Source organism: Micromonospora profundi (genome assembly GCF_011927785.1).
GTDB lineage: Bacteria > Actinomycetota > Actinomycetes > Mycobacteriales > Micromonosporaceae > Micromonospora > Micromonospora profundi.
Window position 1 is genome coordinate 3,707,650 of the sequence record NZ_JAATJK010000001.1, and the last position, 19,965, is coordinate 3,727,614.

Genomic DNA, 19,965 nt, shown 5'->3' on the forward strand with positions numbered 1-19,965 from the left:
ACGCGAGCCCGTCCGGCCCGCGCAATGGGCTCAGCTCGCGGTGGCGAGGTGGGCGTCGATCTCGGCGATGATCCGCTGCTTGCCGGCGGGGTCGAGGAACGACGCGGTCACCGCGTTGCGGGCCAGCCCGGCCAGCTCCCGCGGACCTGCCCCGAGCAGTCGGGCCGCCACCGCGTACTCGTCGTTGAGGGTGGTGCCGAACATCGGCGGGTCGTCGGAGTTGATTGTGACAAGCAGCCCGGCTTCGACGAGCCGGGGCAGCGGGTGCTCGTCGAGGCTCGCCACGGCCCGGGTCCGTACGTTCGACGTCGGGCAGATCTCCATCCCGATCTGCCGCTCGGCCAGGTACGTGAGCAGTTCCGGGTCCTGTGCGGCGGAGATGCCGTGCCCGATCCGCTCGGCGCCCAGCTCGCGCAGCGCGTCCCAGACGGTCTGCGGGCCTGTGGTCTCCCCGGCGTGCGGCACCGAGCGGAGGCCGGCCGCGCGGGCCTGGTCGAAGAAGGGCCGGAACTGCGGCCGGGGTACGCCGATCTCCGGGCCGCCCAGCCCGAAGCTGATCAGCCCGTCGGGGCGCTCGTCGAGTGCGACGCGCAGCGTCTCCTCGGCCGCCGGCAGGCCTGCCTCACCGGGGATGTCGAAGCACCAGCGCAGGTCGAGGCCGAAGTCGGCGGCGGCGCGCTTGCGGGCGTCCTCGATCGCCTCGCAGAACGCCGGCGCGGGGATGCCCCTGCTCACGTGCGAGTAGGGGGTGATGGTCAGCTCGGCGTAGCGGACGTGCTGGCGGGCCAGTTCCCGGGCCACCTCGTGGGTGAGGATCCAGACGTCCTCCGGGTCACGGATGAGGTCGACGACGCTCAGGTAGACCTCGATGAAGTGCGCGAAGTCGCGGAACTCGAAGTAGTCGGCGAGCGCCTCGGGGTCGGCCGGCACCGGCGTGCGTCCCTCGTGCCGGGCGGCCAGCTCGGCGACGATCCGGGGCGAGGCGGAGCCGACGTGGTGCACGTGCAGCTCCACCTTGGGCAGGCCGGCGATGAAGGTGGACAGGTCGGTCACGGATTCTCCTGGGCACGGTCGCCGGTGCGGGCGACGACGAAGACACGACGGAACGGGAAGTACACCTGACCCTGCCGCACCGGGTACGCGGCGGCTAGCCGTACCCCCAACTCGGCCCGGAAGGCCGACCAGCCGGCGGCGTCCAGCGCGGCCCTGACGGGGCGCAGCGCGGTGCCCTCCATCCAGGCCAGCACCGGATGGTCGTTGGCGGGCGCGGCCGGCAACAGATGCACATAGGTAGTTTCCCAGGCGTCCACAGAGCAGCCCGCGGCGGTCAGCAGTTGCGCGTAGTCGGCAGGGTCGTCGACCGGGTCGGCGCGCAGCAGCGGGGCCAGCTCGGCCTGCCACGCCTGCCGGTTGGCGACCTCGCGCAGCGCCCGGTGCGATGGCGCGTCGAAGTTGCCGGGGACCTGCATGGCGAGCCAGGCGCCGGCCGGCAGGTCGGCGGCCCACCGTCGCAGCAGTTCCTGGTGGCCGGGCACCCACTGCAACGCCGCGTTGGTGACGACCACGTCCTCGTCGCCTGTCGGCCGCCAGTCGCACAGGTCGGCGACGGCGAACTCGACGGGCGTCGGCAGGGCCCTGGCCTGGTCGATCATCTCGGGTGCGGAGTCGAGCCCGAGGACCCGGGCGGCGGGCCACCGCTCGGCGAGGGTCGCGGTGAGCTGGCCGGGGCCGCAGCCGAGGTCCACTACCGCGCGGGGGCGGGTCGCCCCGACCCGGGCCACCAGGTCGTGGAACGGGCGTGAGCGCTCGTCGCCGTAGCGCAGGTACGTCGTCGGATCCCACATCGCAGCCTCCCAAACCGTACGTCCGTCTTGTTTGACAATATGGCTCCCGTGGCAGGCCGGCAACCCGATCACTAGGCTCAGGGCATGGAACAGCGCAGCTTCAACCGGCTCGGCCGGACCGTCGGAGTGGTCGGCCTGGGTGCCTGGCAACTCGGTGCCGACTGGGGCACCGTCAGCGAGGCCGACGCCATGGCGGTGCTGACGGCCGCCGTCGACGCCGGGGTCACCTTCCTGGACACCGCCGACGTGTACGGCGACGGCCGCAGCGAGCAGCTCATCGGCCGCTTCCTGCGCTCCCGTCCCGACGCCGGTCTGACCGTTGCCACCAAGATGGGCCGGCGGGTCGAGCAGCGCCCGGAGGCGTACACCCTTGCCAACTTCCGGCAGTGGACGGACCGGTCCCGGGCCAACCTCGGCATGGACACCCTGGACCTGGTCCAGCTGCACTGCCCGCCCACCGCCGTCTTCGCCGACGATGCGGTCTTCGACGCCCTGGACACCCTCGTCGCCGAGAAGGCCATCGCCGGGTACGGCGTCAGCGTGGAGACCTGCGACCAGGCGCTCACGGCCATCGCCCGGCCCGGTGTGGCGAGCGTCCAGATCATCCTCAACGCGGTCCGGCACAAGCCACTGGAGCAGGTGCTTCCGGCGGCGGCGCAGGCCGGGGTCGGCATCATCGCCCGGGTGCCACTGGCCAGCGGCCTGCTCTCCGGGCGGTACGACGAGAACACCGAGTTCCCGGCCGACGACCACCGCAACTTCAACAGGCACGGCGCGGCGTTCGACGTCGGCGAGACGTTCTCCGGGGTCGACTATGAGCAGGGCCTGGCCGCGGTACGTCGGCTCGCGCCACTGGTCGACTCCGACCGCACGATGGCGCAGTTCGCGCTGCGCTGGGTGCTCGACCAGGCCGGCGTCACAGTCGTCATCCCCGGCGCCCGCGACGCCGAGCAGGCCCGGCGCAACGCTGCCGCCGCCGACCTGCCGCCCCTCACGGCCGCACAACTGACCGGGGTACGCGAGGTCTACGACGAACTGATCCGCCCGCAGGTGCACGACCGGTGGTGACCCGCGCACCGGGGATGCTCGCGCCGTCCGGCTCGAACGGCCAGGCTGGGGCGTCCCGACCACGTACGGCCGGATCCGGTGTGGAGGGAGCACGATGAGGGGCTGGTTGACGCTCACCCTCGGCCTGCTCGCGCTTGTGGTCGGTGCCCTGTGGACGGTGCAGGGCCTCGGGTACGTCAGCGGCAGCGTGATGACCGACGAGCCGCTCTGGGCCGTACTCGGCCCGATCGTGGCCGTGCTCGGGCTGGCGACGCTCTGGTGGGGTCTGCGCTCCCGGCGCCGCTGATTCCGCGCCGCCGTCCACAGTGTCGAGCGTCGCGGCCATCGGTCGACCCGGTCGCCTCTGGAGTGGAAGCCCCGCATCCCGGGCGGGATGCGGGGCTTCACAAGACCCCTGGTCGGATCGTCTTACTGGCCGGTGGGGGCCGGCCAGCTCTGTCAGAGCGGACGGACCTGCTCGGCCTGCGGGCCCTTCTGACCCTGAGCGATCTCGAACTCCACCCGCTGGTTCTCCTCCAGCGTGCGGTACCCGCTGGTCTGGATGGCCGAGAAGTGGACGAACACGTCAGCACCCCCGCCGTCGACGGTGATGAAGCCGAAGCCCTTGTCAGCGTTGAACCACTTCACGGTTCCCTGCGCCATGTGTATCTCCTTCTAAAACTGGCGGCCGTGCACGCCGTGCGGCCGATTGGCCGTTTTCGAGCAGCGGCGTCTGAGGCGGCCCCACGAAGGAGACTTCTCTCAACCCACGCCATCTCGCAACAGCGTGGAACAGCAAATCACGTACGCAAAAAGTCTGCACGACCTGTCCGACGAATTTCTCCGACATGTGACCTGACGGATGCCTGACATCGCTGGGCGGTCCGCCAAGGTATGCGAAAGGCCCCCTTCCCGCTGTTGCGGAAAGGGGGCCTTTCGAGTCATGCGCCGATCAGTCCGGCCAGTGGCCGGTCATCCGGCGGACGCCCACCGCCCCGCCCCGGTCCACTGCGGCCCGGACGACAGCGAAGATGGCCCCCTGCAACGCGGCGGCGGCCAGGATCTCGCCCCAGCGGCGGTCCTCGTCGGTCGCGTTGGGCGCCTCACCGTCGCCCGCCGTGACCTTCCAGACCTGTCGGAAGATCGCGCCGGCCACCGTTCCCGCCGCGATTCCCAGTAGCACGCCGACCGGCCGGTACGCGGTCCTGCCGATGCTCTTGCTCACCTACGCCTCCCCCGCACGATCATCAGCACCACCACGGTGACCACCGCGCCGGCGGCGATCGCCGCCCACGGCGCCGGGTTGCGTCGAACCAACTCGCCCTTCTCGTGCGCCTGTGCGCGCACCAACTCACCCTTGTCGTGCGCCTGCGCGCGGGCCACCTCGGCGCCGCGCGCGGCCTGCCCGCGGACCCGGGCCACGGTCTGCGCCGCCTGCTCCCGCATGCGCGCCCGAGCCTGGTCGGCGGACTCCTTCAGGCGGGCCTTGACGTCCGCCTTGGCGGCCAGCGCCTCCACCGTCTCGCCCAGCTCGACCCGGGTGCGGCGGATCTCCTCACGGAGCGCCTCCGTGTCACCTGTCCCGTTGCCCGTCATGCCCGTCCCCTGTCCCGCACCGCGGCTCGTCCGTCCTTCACGGCGGCGGCGACGGTGTCCACGTCAGCCCGGAGGCTGCGGACCGTTGCCGCCGGCATCGGCGGGACCGCACGGCTGACCTGCTTCTTGCCCACCAGGGCAAGGATGCCGGCCACCAGGAAGAGCGCCACCGCCACGATCAGCGCGGCAGCCCAGGCGGGCAGCACCAGGTCGAGCAGCAGGATCGCCGTGACGACCAACGCGCCAAGCCCGTAGAACGCCAGTGCGCCCCCGCCGCCGAACAGGCCGATCCCGATGCCGGCGTGCTTGCCCTTCTGGGTCAACTCCGCCCGGGCCAGCGCCAGTTCGTCCCGTACCAGGCGGGAAACCTGCTCGGTGGCCCGCTGCACCAACTCGGCGGTGGAGGGCTCACTCCCATTGCGGGACGTGCGGGAATTCGTCACGTCAGCCATGCTGTCCTCCTTTCCTCATCACCGCGCTGTATGCCCGGAGTTGCCGCTCGTCAATCCTAGAGCGCACCGAGCGAGTGGCTGTCCGCGTTGTCCGGACGGCGCGCCGCCATTCCGACGGCAGTCGCCCGAGGGCGCAAGAGACACCCGGCAGCACATCCCCAACCCAAGCCCAACCAAACCTCCCAACCCGGCCCGGCCCTCAGCTCCGGGAGGAACCGGGGCGGGACGGGCGGGATCGGGTCGCGGGGCTTCAGGGGCGGGTCTCCTCTGGGCCGACGAAGGCTTCGCTTCGGGCGTCGCCGTCGTCGCTCCCGCCGAAGACGCGGGCGTCGTCGGGCACCTCGGCGTCGGTGGTACGGCGGGTCGGGCGGCGCGGCTGCACCCACTGCCAGGGCAGGTTGCTGTCGGCGTCGCCGAGTTCGGTGCGCATCCGGGGCAGCGCGGTGGGGCGGTTGTCGCGGACCCAGGCCACCATGTGTTCGCGGACCAGGCAGCGCAGGTCCCACAGGCTGCCCGCGTCGGCGGCGCTGACCAGGGCGCGTAGCCGCACCGTTCCGCCGGTGGCGTCGGTGACCTGAAGGACGCAGACCCGGCCGTCCCACAGCTCGGTGCCCTCGACCAGGCGACGCAGCTCCTCCCGCATGATCTGCACCGGCACCGCCCAGTCCACGTCGAACTCGGCGGTGCCGAGCACCGCCGCCTCGGTCCGGGTCCAGTTCTGGAAGGGCTTGCTCGTGAAGTACGAGGTGGGCAGGATCAGCCGCCTGTCGTCCCAGATCTGCACGACGACGTAGCTGAGGGTCAGCTCCTCGATCCGCCCCCACTCCCCCTCGACGACCACCACGTCGTCGAGGCGGACCGCGTCGCTGAAGGCGAGTTGCAGGCCGGCGAAGACGTTGCCGAGCAGGCTCTGCGCGGCAAGCGCGGCGACGACACCGACCACACCTGCGGACGTCAGCACACCGGCGCCGATGCCGCGCACGCTGGGGAAGGTCATCAGCATGACGCCGACGGTCAGGATGACGATCACCGCGATGGTCAGCCGGCGCAGCATCACCACCTGGGTACGCACCCGTCGGGCGTGCCGGTTGTCGGGTACGTCGACCCGGAACCGGGCCAGCGCGGTGTCCTCCACGACCACCAGCAGCGACGCCACGAGCCAGGCCGCGGTGGCGATGGCGCAGAGCACCAGAAAGTGCAGCAGCACCTTGCGCCAGGGGGTGCCGATCGCGTACCCGGTGCTGAACCGGACGCCGAGTTGCACGGCCAGGACGGTCACCGCGACCTGGAACGGGCGGTGCGCGTGGTCGGTCAGCTCGGTCAGCAGCAGCGACCGGCGACCGAACCGCCGGATGAGGCGGTGGGTGATCGCGGCCAGGAAGAGAGCGACCGCCGCCGCGGCGAGCGCGACGACGGCCGTAACGAGATAGCTCTGCACGGGTGTGGTGCTTCCCTTCGACCAGGGGGACGGATCTCGGGCAAAAGCCCAATAGTGCCCGGTTCCCCCGGGATCGACCAGTTCAGACCTTGCGGTACCGGGACTGCAGGAAGCAGAAGAAGCCGAACGCGGCGATGCCGAGTGCGACAAGGGTCAGCAGGAACGTGCCGTAAGACTGCTCGCGCAGCGTGTGCAGCGCAGCGTCCAGTCCGCGGGCCTTCTCCGGGTCGTAGTTGACCGCCGCCACGATGATCAGCAGACCGGAGATCCCGAACGCGACGCCCTTGGCGACGTAGCCGGCCATGCCGAGGCGACGGGCCAACTGGCGGGTCTTCGGGCTCATCTCGCCGGTCTTCAGGCGCTTCTCGAACTTCTTGAGGGCGCCGTAGATCACGAGGCCGACACCGAGCGCGGCGAGCCCCAGCCCGGCGATGCCGACCAGCCAGCGGCCACCGGTGGAGGTCATCAGCTGGCCGGTGAGCGCCTCCTGCTTGTCGGCGCTGTTCGAGTCGGCGTCGGAGAAGACCTTGAACGCGGTCCAGGCGAAGTAGAGGTAGACGATGGTCCGGCCGGCCGAGGCGACCCGCTCCATGACCCGTTCCTTGTCCCGCTCGGCGCGGTGCCCGACCGCCGCCTCAAGCCCCTGCCAGATCGCCATGGCGAGCAGACCGACAGCGATGGCGATGACCAGGAACTTGCCCAGCGGCTGCTCGGAGAGCGTTCGCAGCGCACCGGACTGGTCGCCGTCCTCGGACGGCGAGCCGAACGCGATCTGCAACGCCAGCCAGGCGAAGAGCAGGTGCACGATGCCGTAGCCGATGAAGCCGGCCCGGGCGAGGAGTTCCAGCCACCTGCTGTCCGCCGTGCGGGAGGCGGTGGCTTCGGCGTTACGAGTAAGTGACATGGCGCCACAATCTCCGATTCCGAAGATTCTCAAACGTCGGCCACCGCCGCCCGCCCCAGGTCAGTTGCCCGGGTTACGCGAAACGCGAATCTTGACCTGCTGGTCGGTGACGCTGTCCAGGGTGACCGCGAAGCCACCGGCCTCGGTGGCCTGCTGGCCGGTGGTGAGGGTGAGCTGCTCGCCGGCGACCTCGATGGTCACCTGGTCTCCTTCGGCGCCGATCAGTTTGGCCTCGACGCCGAGGATCGTGGCGCTCGCCTCGACACCCCGCTCGAAGGTGACGGTGCAGGCGTCGAGCCCGCAGTCGGTGGAGGCGCCCTGGGAACTGCAGCCGGCCAGCACGGCGAGGCCGAGCGCCAGACCGGCGAACAGGCCGGCGGCGCGGCGGATGGGCGGAATCGGTTTGGTGGCGGCTCTGTTCGTCACGCCGCCAAGCGTACGAGACCGCCGCGAGGCCACCACCTCCGTCGATCAACACGGTGGCCGACCGGCGACGCGAGGGCACCGGCTAGGGTCCCGGCATGGCCTTCGACATCGCCCGCACCCGGGCCGCATATCCCGCCCTGGCCGAGGGCTTCGTCCACTTCGATGGCGCCGGAGGCACGCAGACAGCGGCCGGCGTGATCGACGCGGTCACCGACGCCATGCGTACGGCTCTCGGCAACCGCAGCGCGGCGTTCGTACCGGGCCGCCGTTCCCTGGAGGTGGTGGCCTCCGCCCGCTCGGCGGTGGCCGACCTGCTCGGCGCCGACCCGGCAGGGGTGGTGCTCGGCCCGAGCGCTACCGCGCTGACGTACACCCTGGCCCGGACGCTCGGCGCGGGCTGGCGGCCGGGTGACGAGGTGGTGGTCTCCCGGCTCGACCACGACGCGAACGTGCGCCCGTGGGTGCAGGCCGCCGAGGCGGCCGGTGCGACGGTGCGGTGGGCCGAGTTCGACAGGACCACCGGTGAGCTGCCCGTCGGCCAGTACGCCGATCTCGTGGGTGAGCGGACGCGGGTGGTGGCGGTGACCGGGGGCAGCAACGCCATCGGCACCGTGCCGGACGTGCCGGCGATCGCCAAGGTGGCGCACGCGGTCGGCGCGCTTGTCTACGTCGACGGGGTGCACGCGGTGCCGCACGGGCCGACCGACCTGGCGTCGCTCGGCGCCGACGTGCTTGTCACCAGCGCCTACAAGTGGTCCGGGCCGCACCTGGCGGCGATGGTGGCGGCCGACCCGGCCCGGCTGGCGGCGCTGCGTCCGGCGAAGCTGATCCCGTCGCCCGACGCGGTGCCGGACCGCTTCGAGTACGGCACTCCGAGCTTCGCGCTGCTGGCCGGCGTGGCCGCAGCGGTGGATCACCTGGCCGGGCTGGACCCGGACGCGGTCGGTGACCGACGGGCGCGGCTGCGTGCCGGGCTGACCGCCGCGCAGGCACACGAGGCTGCGTTGCTGGACCGCCTGCTGGCCGGGCTCGCCGAACGGCCGGCCATCACCGTGTACGGCTCACCGGCCCGGCGCTGCCCGACGATCTCCTTCCGGGTCGCCGGGATGTCGCCGCTGGCCATCCAGGAGGCGCTGGGAGCGGCCGGGTTCTGCCTCTCGTCGGGTGACTACTACGCCTACGAGTACTTCCAGACGATGGGGCTGCGTGACAGCGGTGGCGCGGTGCGGGCCAGCATCTACCACTACAACACTGGCGACGAGGTGGACCGGCTGCTCACCGAACTGGACGTGGTGGTCGCCGGCGGGGAGAGAATGGCCAGGTGAGCACCCTCGTCGAGGACAACCCCGCCAAGAACCGTTTCGAGATCCTGGTCGACGACGCGCTGGCCGGTTTCACAGCGTACGTACCGCGCGGGGAGGTGCTGGTCTTCACGCACACCCAGGTGGACCGGGCCTTCCAGGGCAAGGGCGTCGGTGGCGCGCTGATCCGGGGCACCCTGGACCAGGTCCGCGCCCGGGGCGGCCGGTTGGTGCCGCAGTGCCCGTTCGTGGCCGCGTTCATCGACAAGCACCCCGAGTACGCCGACCTGGTCGCCGAAGCGCCGTGACCCCCGGGCCGTCAGCCGTGAGCTGACGGCCGGGGGCGCGTGGATGGGGTCAGCGGAGGCGGCCGGTCAGTGTCTCTGCGGCGGCCTGCCCGCTGGCCTGGGTGCCGCTGTGGGTGGCCAGGTGCACCGCCCCGGTGACCAGCTCGGGTACGCCCAGCTCGACAACGATCCCGTCCGGCCGGGCGGCGAGCGCCCGGTGCACGGCGGCGCGCATCCACTCGTGCCGGTGCAGGTCGCGGACCACGAGGACCAGCGGGCGGTCGCCGGCCGTGACGCCCGGGTCGGCAGGTACGTCGGGCTCGCCGTAGCGGACCGTCGTCGTGCCGGGCAGCAGGTCGCCGAGCGGCTCGCCGATGCCCCACGGTGTCTCCGCGCCGATGGCGATGTTGCGAGGTGCCTCGAACTCGACAACGTACGCCGCGCGGGTCAGCGGCAGTGTTTCCCGGCCGGCCGGCGCGGTGGTGAGGCGTACGGCTCGGCGGGCGGCGACCAGCCCGACGTCGCTGCCGCCGCGCGGTGCGCCGGGGCGGGCGTTGCGGGCGGCGACGGTCCAGGCCGCGAGCTGCCCGACCCGTTTGGCGGCTTCGGCGAGGCGCTCCTCGGGCAGTTCGCCGGAGACGACCGCTGCCACGATGGCGTCGCGCAACTCGCGGGCGGCCTGCTCGTCGGCCCGTTCACCGCCGATGCAGATCGCGTCGGCCCCGGCGGCGAGTGCCCGGACCGCGGCCCCGGCGAAGCCATAGCGGTCGGCGACGGCGCGCATCTCCACCGCGTCGGTCACCACCACGCCGGAGAAGCCCAGCTCGTCGCGGAGCAGGCCGCCCAGGATGCGGTGGCTCAGCGTGGCCGGAAGCTCCTCGTCGAGTGCGGGCACCAGCAGGTGGCCGGTCATCACCGCCTGTACTCCGGCGGCGATGGCGGCCCGGAAGGGTGCCAGCTCGCAGGCGTCCAGCCGTTCCCGGTCGGCGGTGATGCGGGGCAGGTCGTGGTGGGAGTCGACACGGGTGTCGCCGTGCCCGGGGAAGTGCTTGGCGCACCCGGCGACGCCACCGGCCTGGAGGCCGCGAACCCAGGCGGCGGTGTGCCGGGCCACCAACCGCGGGTCGGCCCCGAACGAGCGGACGCCGATCACCGGATTTTCCGGGTTGGAGTTGACGTCGGCGTCCGGGGCGTAGTCGAGGGTGATGCCGGCTGCCGCCAGTTCGATGCCGAGGTCCCGGGCGACCGCCTCGGTCAACTCCGGGTCGTCCACAGCGCCGAGGGCGAAGTTGCCAGGCCGGGAGCTGCCCCGCGCCGACTCGATCCGGGTGACGTCGCCGGCCTCCTCGTCGATCGCCACGATGACGTCCGGCCGCTCGGCGCGCAGCGTCGCGGTCAGGGCCGCCACCTGGGCGGTGTCCACGACGTTGCGGGCGAACAGCACCACCGAGCCGAGCCCCTCGCCGAGCCAACGGCACACCCACGGTGGCGGGGTGGTGCCGACGAACCCTGGTTGCAGGACGGCTGCGGCGAGTTCCGACAGGTGCCCGGTCGGCGCGGTCACGCCGCCCCCTCGTGGCGGTCGGCGTCGGTCGCCGGTGCCGGCGCGGTTGCGTCGACCCGCTGGTTGCGCTCGCTCATGCGGCCCCGTACCCCATCTCTTCGCGCGCCGTCGGCGCACCGCCACGGGCAGGCGGTGCTGCCATGGTCACACCGAGCGATGGAATAGTCAATAAACCTTACAGTTGCCCCGCGGCAGGTCCCCCGGGGAGAGTGCGGGGATGGAACCCGCTCTCCTGGCCGATGCGACGAGCCCTGCCGACATCCCCGGCGTACGCCTGCTCGGCCTGGTGGTCGGCGCCCTGCTGCTGCTCGCCGCGATCCGGGCGATGTTCGGTAAGCGCTGAGCGGCCCGCCGACCACCGCCGGTGTGACCGACCGCGACCGGGGTACGGCTTTCCCATCAGCAGGCTCGCGTGCCGGAGGGGAAGCCATGAAGATCGGTTACTTTTTGTCCAGTGAGGACTACACGCCTGCCGAGTTGCTGGCGCAGGCGCGCGGCGCCGAGGAGGCCGGCTTCGAGGCGTTGTGGATTTCCGACCACTACCACCCGTGGGTGGACGCCCAGGGTCAGAGCCCGTTCGTCTGGTCGATGATCGGCGCGCTCAGCCAGGTCTGCTCGCTGCCCGTCACCACGGCGGTGACCTGCCCGACGGTGCGGATCCACCCGGCCGTGATCGCCCAGGCGGCGGCGACCAGCGCGGTGCTGCACGGCGGGCGGTTCGTGCTCGGCGTCGGCACCGGCGAGGCGCTCAACGAGCACATCTTCGGCGACGCCTGGCCGCAGGCCGACGTCCGGCTGGAGATGTTGGAGGAGTCCGTCGAGGTACTGCGCAAGCTGTGGGAGGGCGGCTTCGTCAACCACCGCGGCAAGCACTACACCGTCGAGCACGCCCGCATCTACACGCTGCCCGACACTCCCCCGCCGATCTACATCTCCGGGTTCGGCCCGAAGGCCATCGACCTGGCCGCCCGCATCGGCGACGGCTACGTGAGCACCATGCCCGACGGCGACATGGTCCGGCGCTTCCGCGAGAACGGCGGCGGCGACAAGCCGTGCCAGGGCGGCTTCAAGGCGGCGTACGCGGCCAGCGAGGAGGAGGGCCTGCGCATCGCGTACGAGCGGTGGCCCAACGCGGGGGTGCCCGGTGAGCTGTCCCAGGTGCTGCCGTCGCCCCGCCACTTCGAGCAGGCCTCGGAGCTTGTCACTCCGGAGATGGTCAAGGACGCGTTCGTCTGCGGCAACAAGGCCGAGACGCACCTGGAGATGATCGACCAGTACGCCAAGGCCGGCTTCGACGAGGTGTACGTGGCAAACACCGGCCCGCACTTCCAGGGGCTGTTCGACCTGTACCAGCGCGAGGTCCTGCCCCGCCTGCGCTGAGTCCCGCACCAGCAAGCCCATGATCGTCGAACAGGGTTTCGGCGGTCATGGGCTCGGGTACCTCCGGCCCTCGATGAAACTGTCCACGCACTCGATGACGTTGCGCCGCGCGGCGCGGAGCCTCTTCGGCTGGACCGCGCTACGGCCCAACCAGTTGGCCGCCATGCGCGCGGTCATGAAGCGACGTGACGCTCTGGTGGTGCTGCCCACCGGCGCCGGCAAGTCGGCCATCTACCAGATCCCGGCGAGCCTGATCCCCGGGCCGACAGTGGTGATCTCCCCGCTGCTGGCGCTGCAACAGGACCAGATCGCGGCCCTCAACGAGCGCCAGCGTCCCGAACTGCGGGCGGTGCGGATCAGCTCGAACGAGTCGGCCACCCAGCAGGCCGAGGCGATCACCGAGATCCGCGAGGGCCGGGCGGAGTTCCTGTTCATCACCCCGGAACAGCTGAGCAACCCGGACCGGATGGCCGAGGTCGCCGCCCTCAAGCCGGCGCTGGTGGCGATCGACGAGGCACACTGCATCTCGGCGTGGGGGCACGACTTCCGCCCCGACTACCTGGCCCTCGGTCACCTCATCGAGGGCATCGGCCGTCCGCCGGTTGTCGCGTTGACCGCCACCGCCTCCCCGCCGGTACGCGACGACATCATCGCCCGACTGCGGCTGCGCGAGCCGGAGGTCGTGGTGTCCGGGTTGGACCGGCCCAACCTGTTCCTGGAGGTGGCGCACTGCCCCACCGAGGACTACCGGTGGCGGCGGTTGATCGCGCTGCTCCAGGACGACGAGCGGCCCGGGATCATCTACGTGCCGACGCGCCGCTCGGCCGAGGAGCTGGCCACCCGGTTGACCGACGCCGGCTTCCCGGCGCAGTTCTACCACGGTGGAATGGCGTCCGGCGCCCGCAACGAGCTGCACGAGGCGTTCCTCGCCGACGAGGTGCCGATCATGGTGGCCACCTCGGCGTTCGGCATGGGCATCGACAAGCCGAACATCGCCTGGGTGGTGCACATGGCGCTGCCCGACTCACCGGACAGCTACTTCCAGGAGATCGGCCGTGCCGGGCGTGACGGGCAGCCGGCCCGGGTGCTGCTGCTCTGGCAGGCCGAGGACGTCGGTCTGCAACGGTTCTTCAGCGGCGGCCTGCCGGACGAGAACGAGCTGCGGGACCTGGCCGCGCTGCTGCGCCGCAAGCCGGCCACCAAGACCGAACTGCGCGAGGTCACCGGCCTCGGGCCGCGCAAGCTAGGCCAGTACGTCTCCCTGTTGGAGCAGGTCGGCGCCGCCGAGCCGCGCGCCCGCCAGCGCATCGGCGCACCCCGCTACGCCCCCACTCCGGTGGACGCGGCGGCGGCGGCGCTTGCCGAAGCGGAGCGCCAGCAGACCGTCACCCGGTCCCGTACCGACATGATGCGGGCCTTCGCCGAGACCACCGCCTGCCGGGGACAGACACTGCTCGCCTACTTCGGCGAGCAGATGACCAAGGTCTGTGCGCACTGCGACAACTGCCACAACGGCACCAGCACGGCCGACCAGGGCGCGGTGGGGCCCTTCCCTGTGCACAGTCAGGTGCGTCACCCGGAGTGGGGGAACGGCATGGTGCTCTCGTACGAGGACGACAAGATGACGGTTCTCTTCGACGAGGTCGGGTACAAGACGCTGTCGGTGCGCGTGGTGTCCGAGCAGGGTCTGCTGACGCTGGACTAGCCTGACCCGGCCAACCGATTGACCAGAGCAGAGCAGGGCGGAAGGGGCGTTGCCGTGATCGAGCAGCCGGCGTACACCGGTTTCGGTTTCTCCGACGGGGAGTGGGGGCTGCTTGTCGGCCTGCCCCAGTCGGTGCTGACCGCGGCGAGCGCCGCCGAGTCCGACGGCACCCGCCGGACCATGGCGGAGAACGCGGCAGGGCTGGAGACCATCGCCGCCGGCCGGGAGTCGGCCAGCCCGCTGGTCGCCGCCGTGGCCGGCGAGATCGTGACCCGGGTCGGCGACCCGGAGAGCGGCGAGGAACTGCCGGTCATCGCGCCCGCCGACCCGCGCGCGATGATCGACGACGTGCTGGCGCGCGCAGGCGAGGCGTCCACGCTGCTGGCCGCCCGGGTCGACGAGGGTGAGGCCGGTGCGTACAAGCACTGGCTGGTCAAGATCGCCGAGCAGGTGGTGGGCGCCGCGTCCAGCGGCGGGCTGCTCGGCCTCGGCGGCGAGGCGGTGAGCGACTCGGAGCGGCGCTTCCGCGACCGGCTCGCGCACGTGCTCAACGACTGACCGACGACGCATCCGACGACGTGCCGGCCGCGCCGACCGGCACGTCGTCGGGCACCGCCTCTGGATCCGCTTCGCGCCGGGCGAGATGATGCCGGGTATGAGGGAGGGCCAGATGCTGCACCGGGACACCGTCGACACCACAGTCCTGCCGCCGGGCGAGCGGTTCGGGATGTGGCTGGACCTGGTCGCGCGCACATCGGCGCCGCTGCGGATCCAGTCCGCGCACAGCGCCGACTTCGCCGCCCGCGCCGCCTTCATCGACCTCGGCCCGATCCAACTGATCGACTACGAGTACCCGTCGCTGGACGCCACCCGCACCCGCCGGCTGATCCGGCGCTCCGACCCGGAGATGCACATCCTCGCCCTCACCACCGAGGGCGTCGGCACCTCCAGCCAGGACGGTCGCCACAGCGAGATCCGGACCGGTGAGTTCACCTTCTACGACGCGTCCCGCCCGCACGACGTCTGCCACCACGCGACCGAACCGGAACGGGACCGGGCCAGCTCGACCATCATGCTGATCCCGCACGCCGCGCTGCCGCTGTCGCCGCAGCGGATGGCCACCCTGTACGGCGGCCGGATGTCCGGCAGCGAGGGCATCGGGGCGCTGCTGGCGCAGTTCCTGCTCCAGATCACCGGGCGTCCCGAGCAGTACCACGCCGCCGACGCCAACCGGCTCGGCGCTGTGGGCCTGGACCTTGCCACCACAATGCTCGGGCGGCACCTGGTCGCCGAGGACGCGGTGCCCACCGAGGTCCGCCGACGCGCTCTCGTCACCCAGGTGCAGGCGTACGTCCACAGGCACCTCGGCAGCCCGGCGCTCACCCCGCAGGTCGTCGCTGACGCCCACCACATCTCGCTGCGCTCACTGCACAGGCTCTTCGAGGGTGAGGAATCCACGGTCGCGTCGTACATCAGGGACCTGCGGCTGGCGCGGTGCCGGCGTGACCTCGCCGACCCGACGCTGCGCACCCAGCCCGTGCAGGCCATCGCCGCACGCTGGGGGTTCTCCGACAAGGCCCACTTCAGCCGGGTGTTCCGGGCCGCCCACGGGCTCAGCCCGCAGGCGTACCGCGAGGCCCACTCCGATCCGGCGCGGATCGTCAATCGGCAGGCATCCACTGACAACGTACCCCTGGCAGACTGGCAATCACGGCAGCCGACCTGACGCCCACACCGCCCAGCGGAGGGCCTACGGTCGACCGCCAACGGGGGCCGCGGCGAGGCGCCCGCCGCCAATCGGCGGCGGGCGGCCGCCCGGTGTGGCCCCCGGCGGCACGAACCGGCGCTCCGGCCCTGTCGCCTTCTCCCCAGGATCGCCGGCAGGGCCGGTCAAACCTTCTCCAGCAACTCCAACACGACCCGTTCGGCCTCCTCACGCGGCGCCCCCGGGTCAAGTGACGCCACCACCCCGTCGTGGTAGAGGTCGACCACCCGGGGGTCCACGTAGGAGGTCCGTGCCACGGTGGCGGTGTTGCCGAGCAGTTCGGCGACCTCGCGCATCACCGCCACGACGGCCCTGCGCCGGGCGGTCACCGAACGCGCCGGGCCGACGGTCGCCAGCTCGGTGGCGGCCAGCACCGTGGCGTGCCAGGTGCGGAAGTCCTTGGCCGTCATCTCCCCGCCGCTGGCGTCACGCAGGTAGCCGTTCACCTCGTCACTGCGCACGTCGCGCCACTCCCTGCCGTCCCAGTAACCGAACAGCCGGTCCGCCTTACGCCGGCGGCGGCGCAGGTTGGTGAGCACCTGGCACAGCTCCGGGTCCTCGATACGGCGTACCTGCTCGATGCCGCCCTTGGCGGGAAACTCGAAGACCACGCAGCCGCCCCGGGACCGGGCGTGCTCGGGCCGCAGGGTGGACACACCGAACGTCGGCTCGTCGCCGGCCGCGTACTGGTCGCTGCCGACCCGGAACATCCCCATGTCGAGCAGCCGGGCCACTGTGGCCAACACCCGATCGCGTCCGAGCCCTCGACCGTCCAGGTCGCGCCCCACCCGCTCGCGCAGCACCGGCAACCTGCGGGCCACCTCCAGCATGTGGTCGAACTTCGCCTCGTCCTGCTTCTCCCGCCACTGCGGGTGGTACACGTACTGCTTGCGGCCGGCCGCGTCGACGCCCGTCGCCTGGATGTGCCCGTTCGGGTACGGCGAGATCCAGACGTCCTGCCAGGCCGGTGGGATGACCAGCTCGCGCAGCCGGGCCAGGACGTCGGCGTCCTTGACCGGAGCGCCGGTCGGATCGACGAAGAGCCAGCCCTTGCCACGCCGCCGACGGCCGTACCCCGGCCGACCCGGATCGCTACGCCGCAACCGCACCGGAGACCCGCACCACCCGTTCCACCTCAGCCACCGCTGCCAGCACCTCGTCGAGGTGCACGGCCGCCAACGTCGGGTGGCTTCCTACCCCGTCCCACCTGGGCCAATCCCGGTCGCCGGCCCAGAGGACACGGTGCCGGGGCCGGTCCGGCGGCGGACCCCAGCGGGCCGGCGGCACCGGCCCGAACAGCACCACCGACGGTGTGCCGTAGCCGGTGGCCAGATGCGCCACGCCGGTGTCCCCGCTGACCACCAGCCGGGCATCGGCGACAAGCCCGGCCAGCGCGCCGAGGTCGGTACGGCCGGCAAGCACCGCGTCGGGTGCCAGGCCTGCCCCGTCGGCCACCCGGGCTGCCAACGCCCCCTCGTCGGCCGACCCGGTGAGCAGCACCCGGTGCCCCCGGTCGGTGAGCGCCCGCGCCAACGCGGCGAACCGCTCGGCGGGCCACCGCTTCGCGGGGACGTTGCTGCCGGGATGCAGCACCGTGGCCCCGGCGGGCAGCCCGGTCGGCGCGGGCCGGCGCAGCGCGAGGTCAGTGCGGTCGGCAGGTATCCCGTACCAGGACAGCAGCCGGCACCACCGGTCCACCTCGTGCTCGTCGTCGACCCAGCGCGGGCCGTCGGCGAACCCGGCGTCGGCGTTGGCGAAGGCCAGCAGCCGCGCGGGACCTGCGGCGGCCAGCAGCCGGTGCGACTGCGGGCCGCGTCCGTGCAGGTTGACAGCGACCCCGGGAGCCGGGCCCGGCCGGGCCGGCCCGTCCAGCCCGGACGTGTCCACAAGCCTGTCGACGCCGCCGACCAGGTCGACGAGCGGTGCCAGCGCGGCGGGCGCGGCGAGCACCACCTCCCGGCCGGGGTACGCCGCCCGCAGCGCGCGCAGCGCGGGCACCGCCGTGACCAGGTCGCCGACGCCGAGGGCGCGCAGCACGAGGATCACGGGTACGACGTCTCCTGCTCGGCGCAGACCACCAGCTCGCGGACCGCGCAGCCGGGCGGCTGGTTGAGCGCGAACATGATCGCCGCCGCCGTGTCCACGGGGTCGTTGAGGTTGGCATCCGGTCCCGGTTTGTACTGCGGGTCGCGCTCGTCGAAGAACGCGGTCCGCATCCCTCCGGGAATGAGCAGGGTGACCCCGACCTGACCGGCCAGCTCGGCGGCGAGAGCACGGGTGAAGCCGACCACGCCGAACTTCGCCGCGCAGTACGCGGTGGCGTCGCTGACGGCCTTGACACCCAGGGTGGACGCGACCGTGACGATGCGGCCCCCGGAGGTCTGCAGGAACGGCAGGGCGGCCCGGATCACGGCGGCGGTGGCCAGCAGGTCCACGGCGACGATCCGGTCCCAGGTCTCCCCCGGCACGTCGGCGAGGCGACCCGGCACGTCCATGCCGGCTGCGGTGACCACCGCGTCGAGGCCGCCGGCCTGCTCGGCGAGGTGCCGGGTGGCCTCCTCGGCGGCCCGGGTGTCGGCCAGGTCGCACTCCGTCCAGGACACTCCGTCGGCCGGCGGCCGCCGGTCCAGCACCAGCGGACGGCCACCGGACGCGGCCACAGCGGCGACCACCGCCGCGCCGAGACCGCTGGACCCGCCGGTGACCAGGACGGTGCGGCCAGCCCCAGGGTTCGTGGCGGTCATCGGGTCCCCTCCCGCGTCATCGACACCGACACCGCGGCCGGCTGCCCGAATGCGGGCGCGGCCTCGGTGGTCTGCCCCGTGGAGCGGGCGATCATGTCGGTGGTGGACCGACCGTCCAGGTAGGGCACCACCACCGTGTTGCCACCCCAGCGGCGCAGGACCTCCGCCTCGGGCAGCGCTGTGGAGTCCCCGCCGCCGGTGGCGTAGTCCCCGCCCTTGACCCAGACGTCGGGTCGCACCCAGGACAGCACCGCGTCCGGGGTCGGCTCGTCGAAGATCAGGACGGCGTCCACGCAGCCCAGTGCGGCCAGCAGCCGCGCTCGGTCACCCTCGGCCATCACCGGCCGGTCCGGGCCCTTGAGCCCGGACACACTGGCGTCGGAGTTCACGCACACGATCAAGCAGTCGCCCAACTGCCGGGCGGCCTGGAGGGTGGCCACATGCCCGGCGTGCAGCAGGTCGAAGCACCCTCCGGTGGCCACCACCGTGCCGCCGGCGGCCCGCACCTCGGCGAGCAGCGCCGCGACCGCCGCGACGCCCACCCGGTCACCGCCGCCGGGCAGGCTCGTTGCCGATCTCGGTGCCCGCGATGCCGTCTCGCCGGCCGGTCGCACCGGCGGCAGGACGGCCGCCACTCCCCCACCGGCCACGTACGCGGACGCCTCGGCGACAGCCGCCTGCACCGCCTCGGAGACCAGCGCACCCTCGGCCAGGGCCAGGCTGGCGGCGGCGGCGAACCGGTCGCCGGCCCCGCACGTGTCCCCCTCGGCGCTGCCCGGCGTGGGCACCACAAGCGGCGTCGAGCCGGCGTGGCAGAGCAGCGCGCCGTCGCCGCCCAGGGTCACCGCCACCGCGCCGGCCCGCCAGCGCCGCCGCAGGCCCTGGGCGCCCCGGGACGCGGTGGCCAGGCGCGACGCTCCGGGCAGCGCGGGGACCAGGTCGCGTACCTCCGCCTCGTTCGGGGTGGCCAGATGCACACCGGGTACGGCGGCCGGGCCGCGCGGGTGCGGGTCCCACACCACCGGCGCACGGGTGGCCGCCAGCGCGGCCCGCAGCGCGGGTTGCCGTGCCACACCTCGGCCGTAGTCGCTGACCAGCACCGCCGAAGCCGCAGCGATCACCCGCAGCACCTCGTCGGAGGGCTGGCCCGGCTCACCGGAGGCGCCGCCACGGTCGTGGCGCAGCAGCACCCGGCCCCGCACCCGCAGACGGATCTTCTCCGGTGTCGCGCCGCGCAGCGCCAGCGGATACACCCGTACCCCGGCGGCGGCGAGCAGCGCGCTGAGCCGCGCGCCGCCGGCGTCGTCGGCGAGCGCTGTCACCAGCACCACGTCGGCGCCCTGCGCGGCGGCGAACACCGCCGCCAGGCCGGCGCCGCCCGGCCTGTCTACAGCCGAGGTCTCGTCCAGCACCGGCACCGGGGAGTCCGGGCAGAGGCGGTTCACCACCCCTTCCACGTCCCGGTCGAGCAGGGTGTCCCCGACCACCACCACGGGTCCCCTCACGCTTTCC

Annotated in this window: 23 protein-coding genes; 9 read left to right on the forward strand and 14 right to left on the reverse strand. The window is 72.6% G+C overall.

Translation table 11 applies throughout. The features are described 5' to 3' along the window. Window positions 1-30: 30 nt before the first annotated feature. A complete protein-coding gene (locus tag F4558_RS16185; RefSeq protein ID WP_053653467.1) occupies window positions 31-1,053 on the reverse strand; it encodes an adenosine deaminase in 1,023 nt (340 codons plus the stop codon). Then, entirely contained in the window at window positions 1,050-1,844 is a 795-nt protein-coding gene (locus tag F4558_RS16190; RefSeq protein WP_053653466.1) for a trans-aconitate 2-methyltransferase, read from the reverse strand. Before F4558_RS16190 ends, F4558_RS16185 begins: the two co-directional genes overlap by 4 nt. Window positions 1,845-1,928: 84 nt before the next feature. Between F4558_RS16190 and F4558_RS16195 the strand changes: the two genes are divergently transcribed. Then, window positions 1,929-2,912 (forward strand): aldo/keto reductase, encoded by a 984-nt coding sequence (locus tag F4558_RS16195; protein ID WP_053653465.1) that lies wholly within the window; start codon window positions 1,929-1,931, stop codon window positions 2,910-2,912. A gap of 94 nt (window positions 2,913-3,006) precedes the next feature. Continuing rightward, complete coding sequence (locus F4558_RS16200) at window positions 3,007-3,198, forward strand: hypothetical protein (RefSeq protein WP_053653464.1); 192 nt, start codon at window positions 3,007-3,009, stop codon at window positions 3,196-3,198. A gap of 152 nt (window positions 3,199-3,350) precedes the next feature. On the opposite strand, the gene F4558_RS16205 is transcribed toward F4558_RS16200, so the two are convergent. From F4558_RS16205 to F4558_RS16235, 7 genes are all read right to left on the reverse strand, one after another. Then, the gene (locus F4558_RS16205; protein ID WP_011905669.1) at window positions 3,351-3,554 is read right to left on the reverse strand and encodes a cold-shock protein; all 204 of its coding nucleotides are present in this window, start codon (window positions 3,552-3,554) and stop codon (window positions 3,351-3,353) included. Between the two features lie 289 nt (window positions 3,555-3,843). Further along, window positions 3,844-4,116: a DUF4235 domain-containing protein gene (locus F4558_RS16210; RefSeq protein ID WP_053653463.1), complete on the reverse strand. Its 273-nt coding sequence runs from the start codon at window positions 4,114-4,116 to the stop codon at window positions 3,844-3,846. After that, window positions 4,113-4,487: a DUF3618 domain-containing protein gene (locus F4558_RS16215; RefSeq protein WP_053653462.1), complete on the reverse strand. Its 375-nt coding sequence runs from the start codon at window positions 4,485-4,487 to the stop codon at window positions 4,113-4,115. Before F4558_RS16215 ends, F4558_RS16210 begins: the two co-directional genes overlap by 4 nt. Next, complete coding sequence (locus F4558_RS16220; protein ID WP_053653461.1) at window positions 4,484-4,939, reverse strand: phage holin family protein; 456 nt, start codon at window positions 4,937-4,939, stop codon at window positions 4,484-4,486. The genes F4558_RS16215 and F4558_RS16220 overlap by 4 nt, the downstream gene beginning before the upstream one ends. Before the next feature lie 250 nt (window positions 4,940-5,189). Then, on the reverse strand, window positions 5,190-6,377 hold the full coding sequence (locus F4558_RS16225) for a mechanosensitive ion channel family protein (RefSeq protein WP_167944985.1): 1,188 nt from the start codon (window positions 6,375-6,377) through the stop codon (window positions 5,190-5,192). Between the two features lie 82 nt (window positions 6,378-6,459). After that, the gene (locus F4558_RS16230; RefSeq protein WP_053653459.1) at window positions 6,460-7,281 is read right to left on the reverse strand and encodes a DUF1206 domain-containing protein; all 822 of its coding nucleotides are present in this window, start codon (window positions 7,279-7,281) and stop codon (window positions 6,460-6,462) included. Window positions 7,282-7,341: 60 nt separating this feature from the next. Further along, window positions 7,342-7,707 carry a hypothetical protein gene (locus F4558_RS16235; protein WP_053653491.1) on the reverse strand — a complete coding sequence of 122 codons (366 nt, stop codon included), beginning with the start codon at window positions 7,705-7,707 and terminating at the stop codon, window positions 7,342-7,344. A gap of 95 nt (window positions 7,708-7,802) precedes the next feature. On the opposite strand from F4558_RS16235, the gene F4558_RS16240 reads away from it, so the two are divergent. Together F4558_RS16240 and F4558_RS16245 are read left to right on the forward strand one after the other, a co-directional pair. Then, window positions 7,803-9,032: a cysteine desulfurase-like protein gene (locus tag F4558_RS16240; protein WP_167944987.1), complete on the forward strand. Its 1,230-nt coding sequence runs from the start codon at window positions 7,803-7,805 to the stop codon at window positions 9,030-9,032. Then, a complete protein-coding gene (locus F4558_RS16245; protein ID WP_053653457.1) occupies window positions 9,029-9,316 on the forward strand; it encodes a GNAT family N-acetyltransferase in 288 nt (95 codons plus the stop codon). The genes F4558_RS16240 and F4558_RS16245 overlap by 4 nt, the downstream gene beginning before the upstream one ends. 49 nt (window positions 9,317-9,365) lie before the next feature. Here F4558_RS16245 and F4558_RS16250 read toward each other — a convergent pair whose 3' ends face one another. Beyond that, on the reverse strand, window positions 9,366-10,859 hold the full coding sequence (locus F4558_RS16250; RefSeq protein ID WP_053653456.1) for a glycoside hydrolase family 3 protein: 1,494 nt from the start codon (window positions 10,857-10,859) through the stop codon (window positions 9,366-9,368). A gap of 217 nt (window positions 10,860-11,076) precedes the next feature. Between F4558_RS16250 and F4558_RS31960 the strand changes: the two genes are divergently transcribed. The 5 genes from F4558_RS31960 (at window position 11,077) to F4558_RS16270 (ending at window position 15,670) form a co-directional block, all read left to right on the forward strand. Next, on the forward strand, window positions 11,077-11,202 hold the full coding sequence (locus tag F4558_RS31960; RefSeq protein WP_255353024.1) for a hypothetical protein: 126 nt from the start codon (window positions 11,077-11,079) through the stop codon (window positions 11,200-11,202). A gap of 86 nt (window positions 11,203-11,288) precedes the next feature. After that, the gene (locus tag F4558_RS16255) at window positions 11,289-12,239 is read left to right on the forward strand and encodes a TIGR03557 family F420-dependent LLM class oxidoreductase (protein WP_167944989.1); all 951 of its coding nucleotides are present in this window, start codon (window positions 11,289-11,291) and stop codon (window positions 12,237-12,239) included. Window positions 12,240-12,312: 73 nt separating this feature from the next. Continuing rightward, on the forward strand, window positions 12,313-13,944 hold the full coding sequence (locus F4558_RS16260; protein WP_053653490.1) for a RecQ family ATP-dependent DNA helicase: 1,632 nt from the start codon (window positions 12,313-12,315) through the stop codon (window positions 13,942-13,944). A 54-nt stretch (window positions 13,945-13,998) separates the two neighbouring features. Next, window positions 13,999-14,502, forward strand: a complete 504-nt coding sequence (locus tag F4558_RS16265; protein ID WP_053653454.1) for a hypothetical protein — start codon at window positions 13,999-14,001, stop codon at window positions 14,500-14,502. A gap of 97 nt (window positions 14,503-14,599) precedes the next feature. Next, window positions 14,600-15,670, forward strand: a complete 1,071-nt coding sequence (locus tag F4558_RS16270; protein ID WP_053653453.1) for an AraC-like ligand-binding domain-containing protein — start codon at window positions 14,600-14,602, stop codon at window positions 15,668-15,670. 164 nt (window positions 15,671-15,834) lie between these two features. On the opposite strand, the gene F4558_RS16275 is transcribed toward F4558_RS16270, so the two are convergent. Genes F4558_RS16275 through F4558_RS16290 form a run of 4 tightly spaced genes read right to left on the reverse strand, consistent with a single transcriptional unit; the run spans window position 15,835 to window position 19,958 of the window. Beyond that, a complete protein-coding gene (locus F4558_RS16275) occupies window positions 15,835-16,818 on the reverse strand; it encodes a DNA topoisomerase IB (protein WP_053653452.1) in 984 nt (327 codons plus the stop codon). Then, a complete protein-coding gene (locus F4558_RS16280) occupies window positions 16,802-17,755 on the reverse strand; it encodes a glycosyltransferase family 9 protein (RefSeq protein WP_053653451.1) in 954 nt (317 codons plus the stop codon). Before F4558_RS16280 ends, F4558_RS16275 begins: the two co-directional genes overlap by 17 nt. Beyond that, window positions 17,752-18,453: an SDR family oxidoreductase gene (locus tag F4558_RS16285; RefSeq protein ID WP_167944991.1), complete on the reverse strand. Its 702-nt coding sequence runs from the start codon at window positions 18,451-18,453 to the stop codon at window positions 17,752-17,754. Before F4558_RS16285 ends, F4558_RS16280 begins: the two co-directional genes overlap by 4 nt. Then, entirely contained in the window at window positions 18,450-19,958 is a 1,509-nt protein-coding gene (locus tag F4558_RS16290) for a PfkB family carbohydrate kinase (RefSeq protein WP_167944993.1), read from the reverse strand. Before F4558_RS16290 ends, F4558_RS16285 begins: the two co-directional genes overlap by 4 nt. Window positions 19,959-19,965 lie beyond the last annotated feature (7 nt).

What these genes read in the sequence shown, in the direction of transcription:
- F4558_RS16200 (WP_053653464.1), top strand. Translation starts at nt 3,007, where the DNA reads ATGAGGGGCTGGTTGACGCTCACCCTCGGCCTGCTCGCGCTTGTGGTC.
- F4558_RS16230 (WP_053653459.1), bottom strand. Translation starts at nt 7,281, where the DNA reads ATGTCACTTACTCGTAACGCCGAAGCCACCGCCTCCCGCACGGCGGAC.
- F4558_RS16270 (WP_053653453.1), top strand. Translation starts at nt 14,600, where the DNA reads ATGAGGGAGGGCCAGATGCTGCACCGGGACACCGTCGACACCACAGTC.
- F4558_RS16215 (WP_053653462.1), bottom strand. Translation starts at nt 4,487, where the DNA reads ATGACGGGCAACGGGACAGGTGACACGGAGGCGCTCCGTGAGGAGATC.
- F4558_RS31960 (WP_255353024.1), top strand. Translation starts at nt 11,077, where the DNA reads ATGGAACCCGCTCTCCTGGCCGATGCGACGAGCCCTGCCGACATCCCC.
- F4558_RS16205 (WP_011905669.1), bottom strand. Translation starts at nt 3,554, where the DNA reads ATGGCGCAGGGAACCGTGAAGTGGTTCAACGCTGACAAGGGCTTCGGC.
- F4558_RS16260 (WP_053653490.1), top strand. Translation starts at nt 12,313, where the DNA reads ATGAAACTGTCCACGCACTCGATGACGTTGCGCCGCGCGGCGCGGAGC.
- F4558_RS16195 (WP_053653465.1), top strand. Translation starts at nt 1,929, where the DNA reads ATGGAACAGCGCAGCTTCAACCGGCTCGGCCGGACCGTCGGAGTGGTC.
- F4558_RS16220 (WP_053653461.1), bottom strand. Translation starts at nt 4,939, where the DNA reads ATGGCTGACGTGACGAATTCCCGCACGTCCCGCAATGGGAGTGAGCCC.
- F4558_RS16285 (WP_167944991.1), bottom strand. Translation starts at nt 18,453, where the DNA reads ATGACCGCCACGAACCCTGGGGCTGGCCGCACCGTCCTGGTCACCGGC.
- F4558_RS16190 (WP_053653466.1), bottom strand. Translation starts at nt 1,844, where the DNA reads ATGTGGGATCCGACGACGTACCTGCGCTACGGCGACGAGCGCTCACGC.
- F4558_RS16240 (WP_167944987.1), top strand. Translation starts at nt 7,803, where the DNA reads ATGGCCTTCGACATCGCCCGCACCCGGGCCGCATATCCCGCCCTGGCC.
- F4558_RS16255 (WP_167944989.1), top strand. Translation starts at nt 11,289, where the DNA reads ATGAAGATCGGTTACTTTTTGTCCAGTGAGGACTACACGCCTGCCGAG.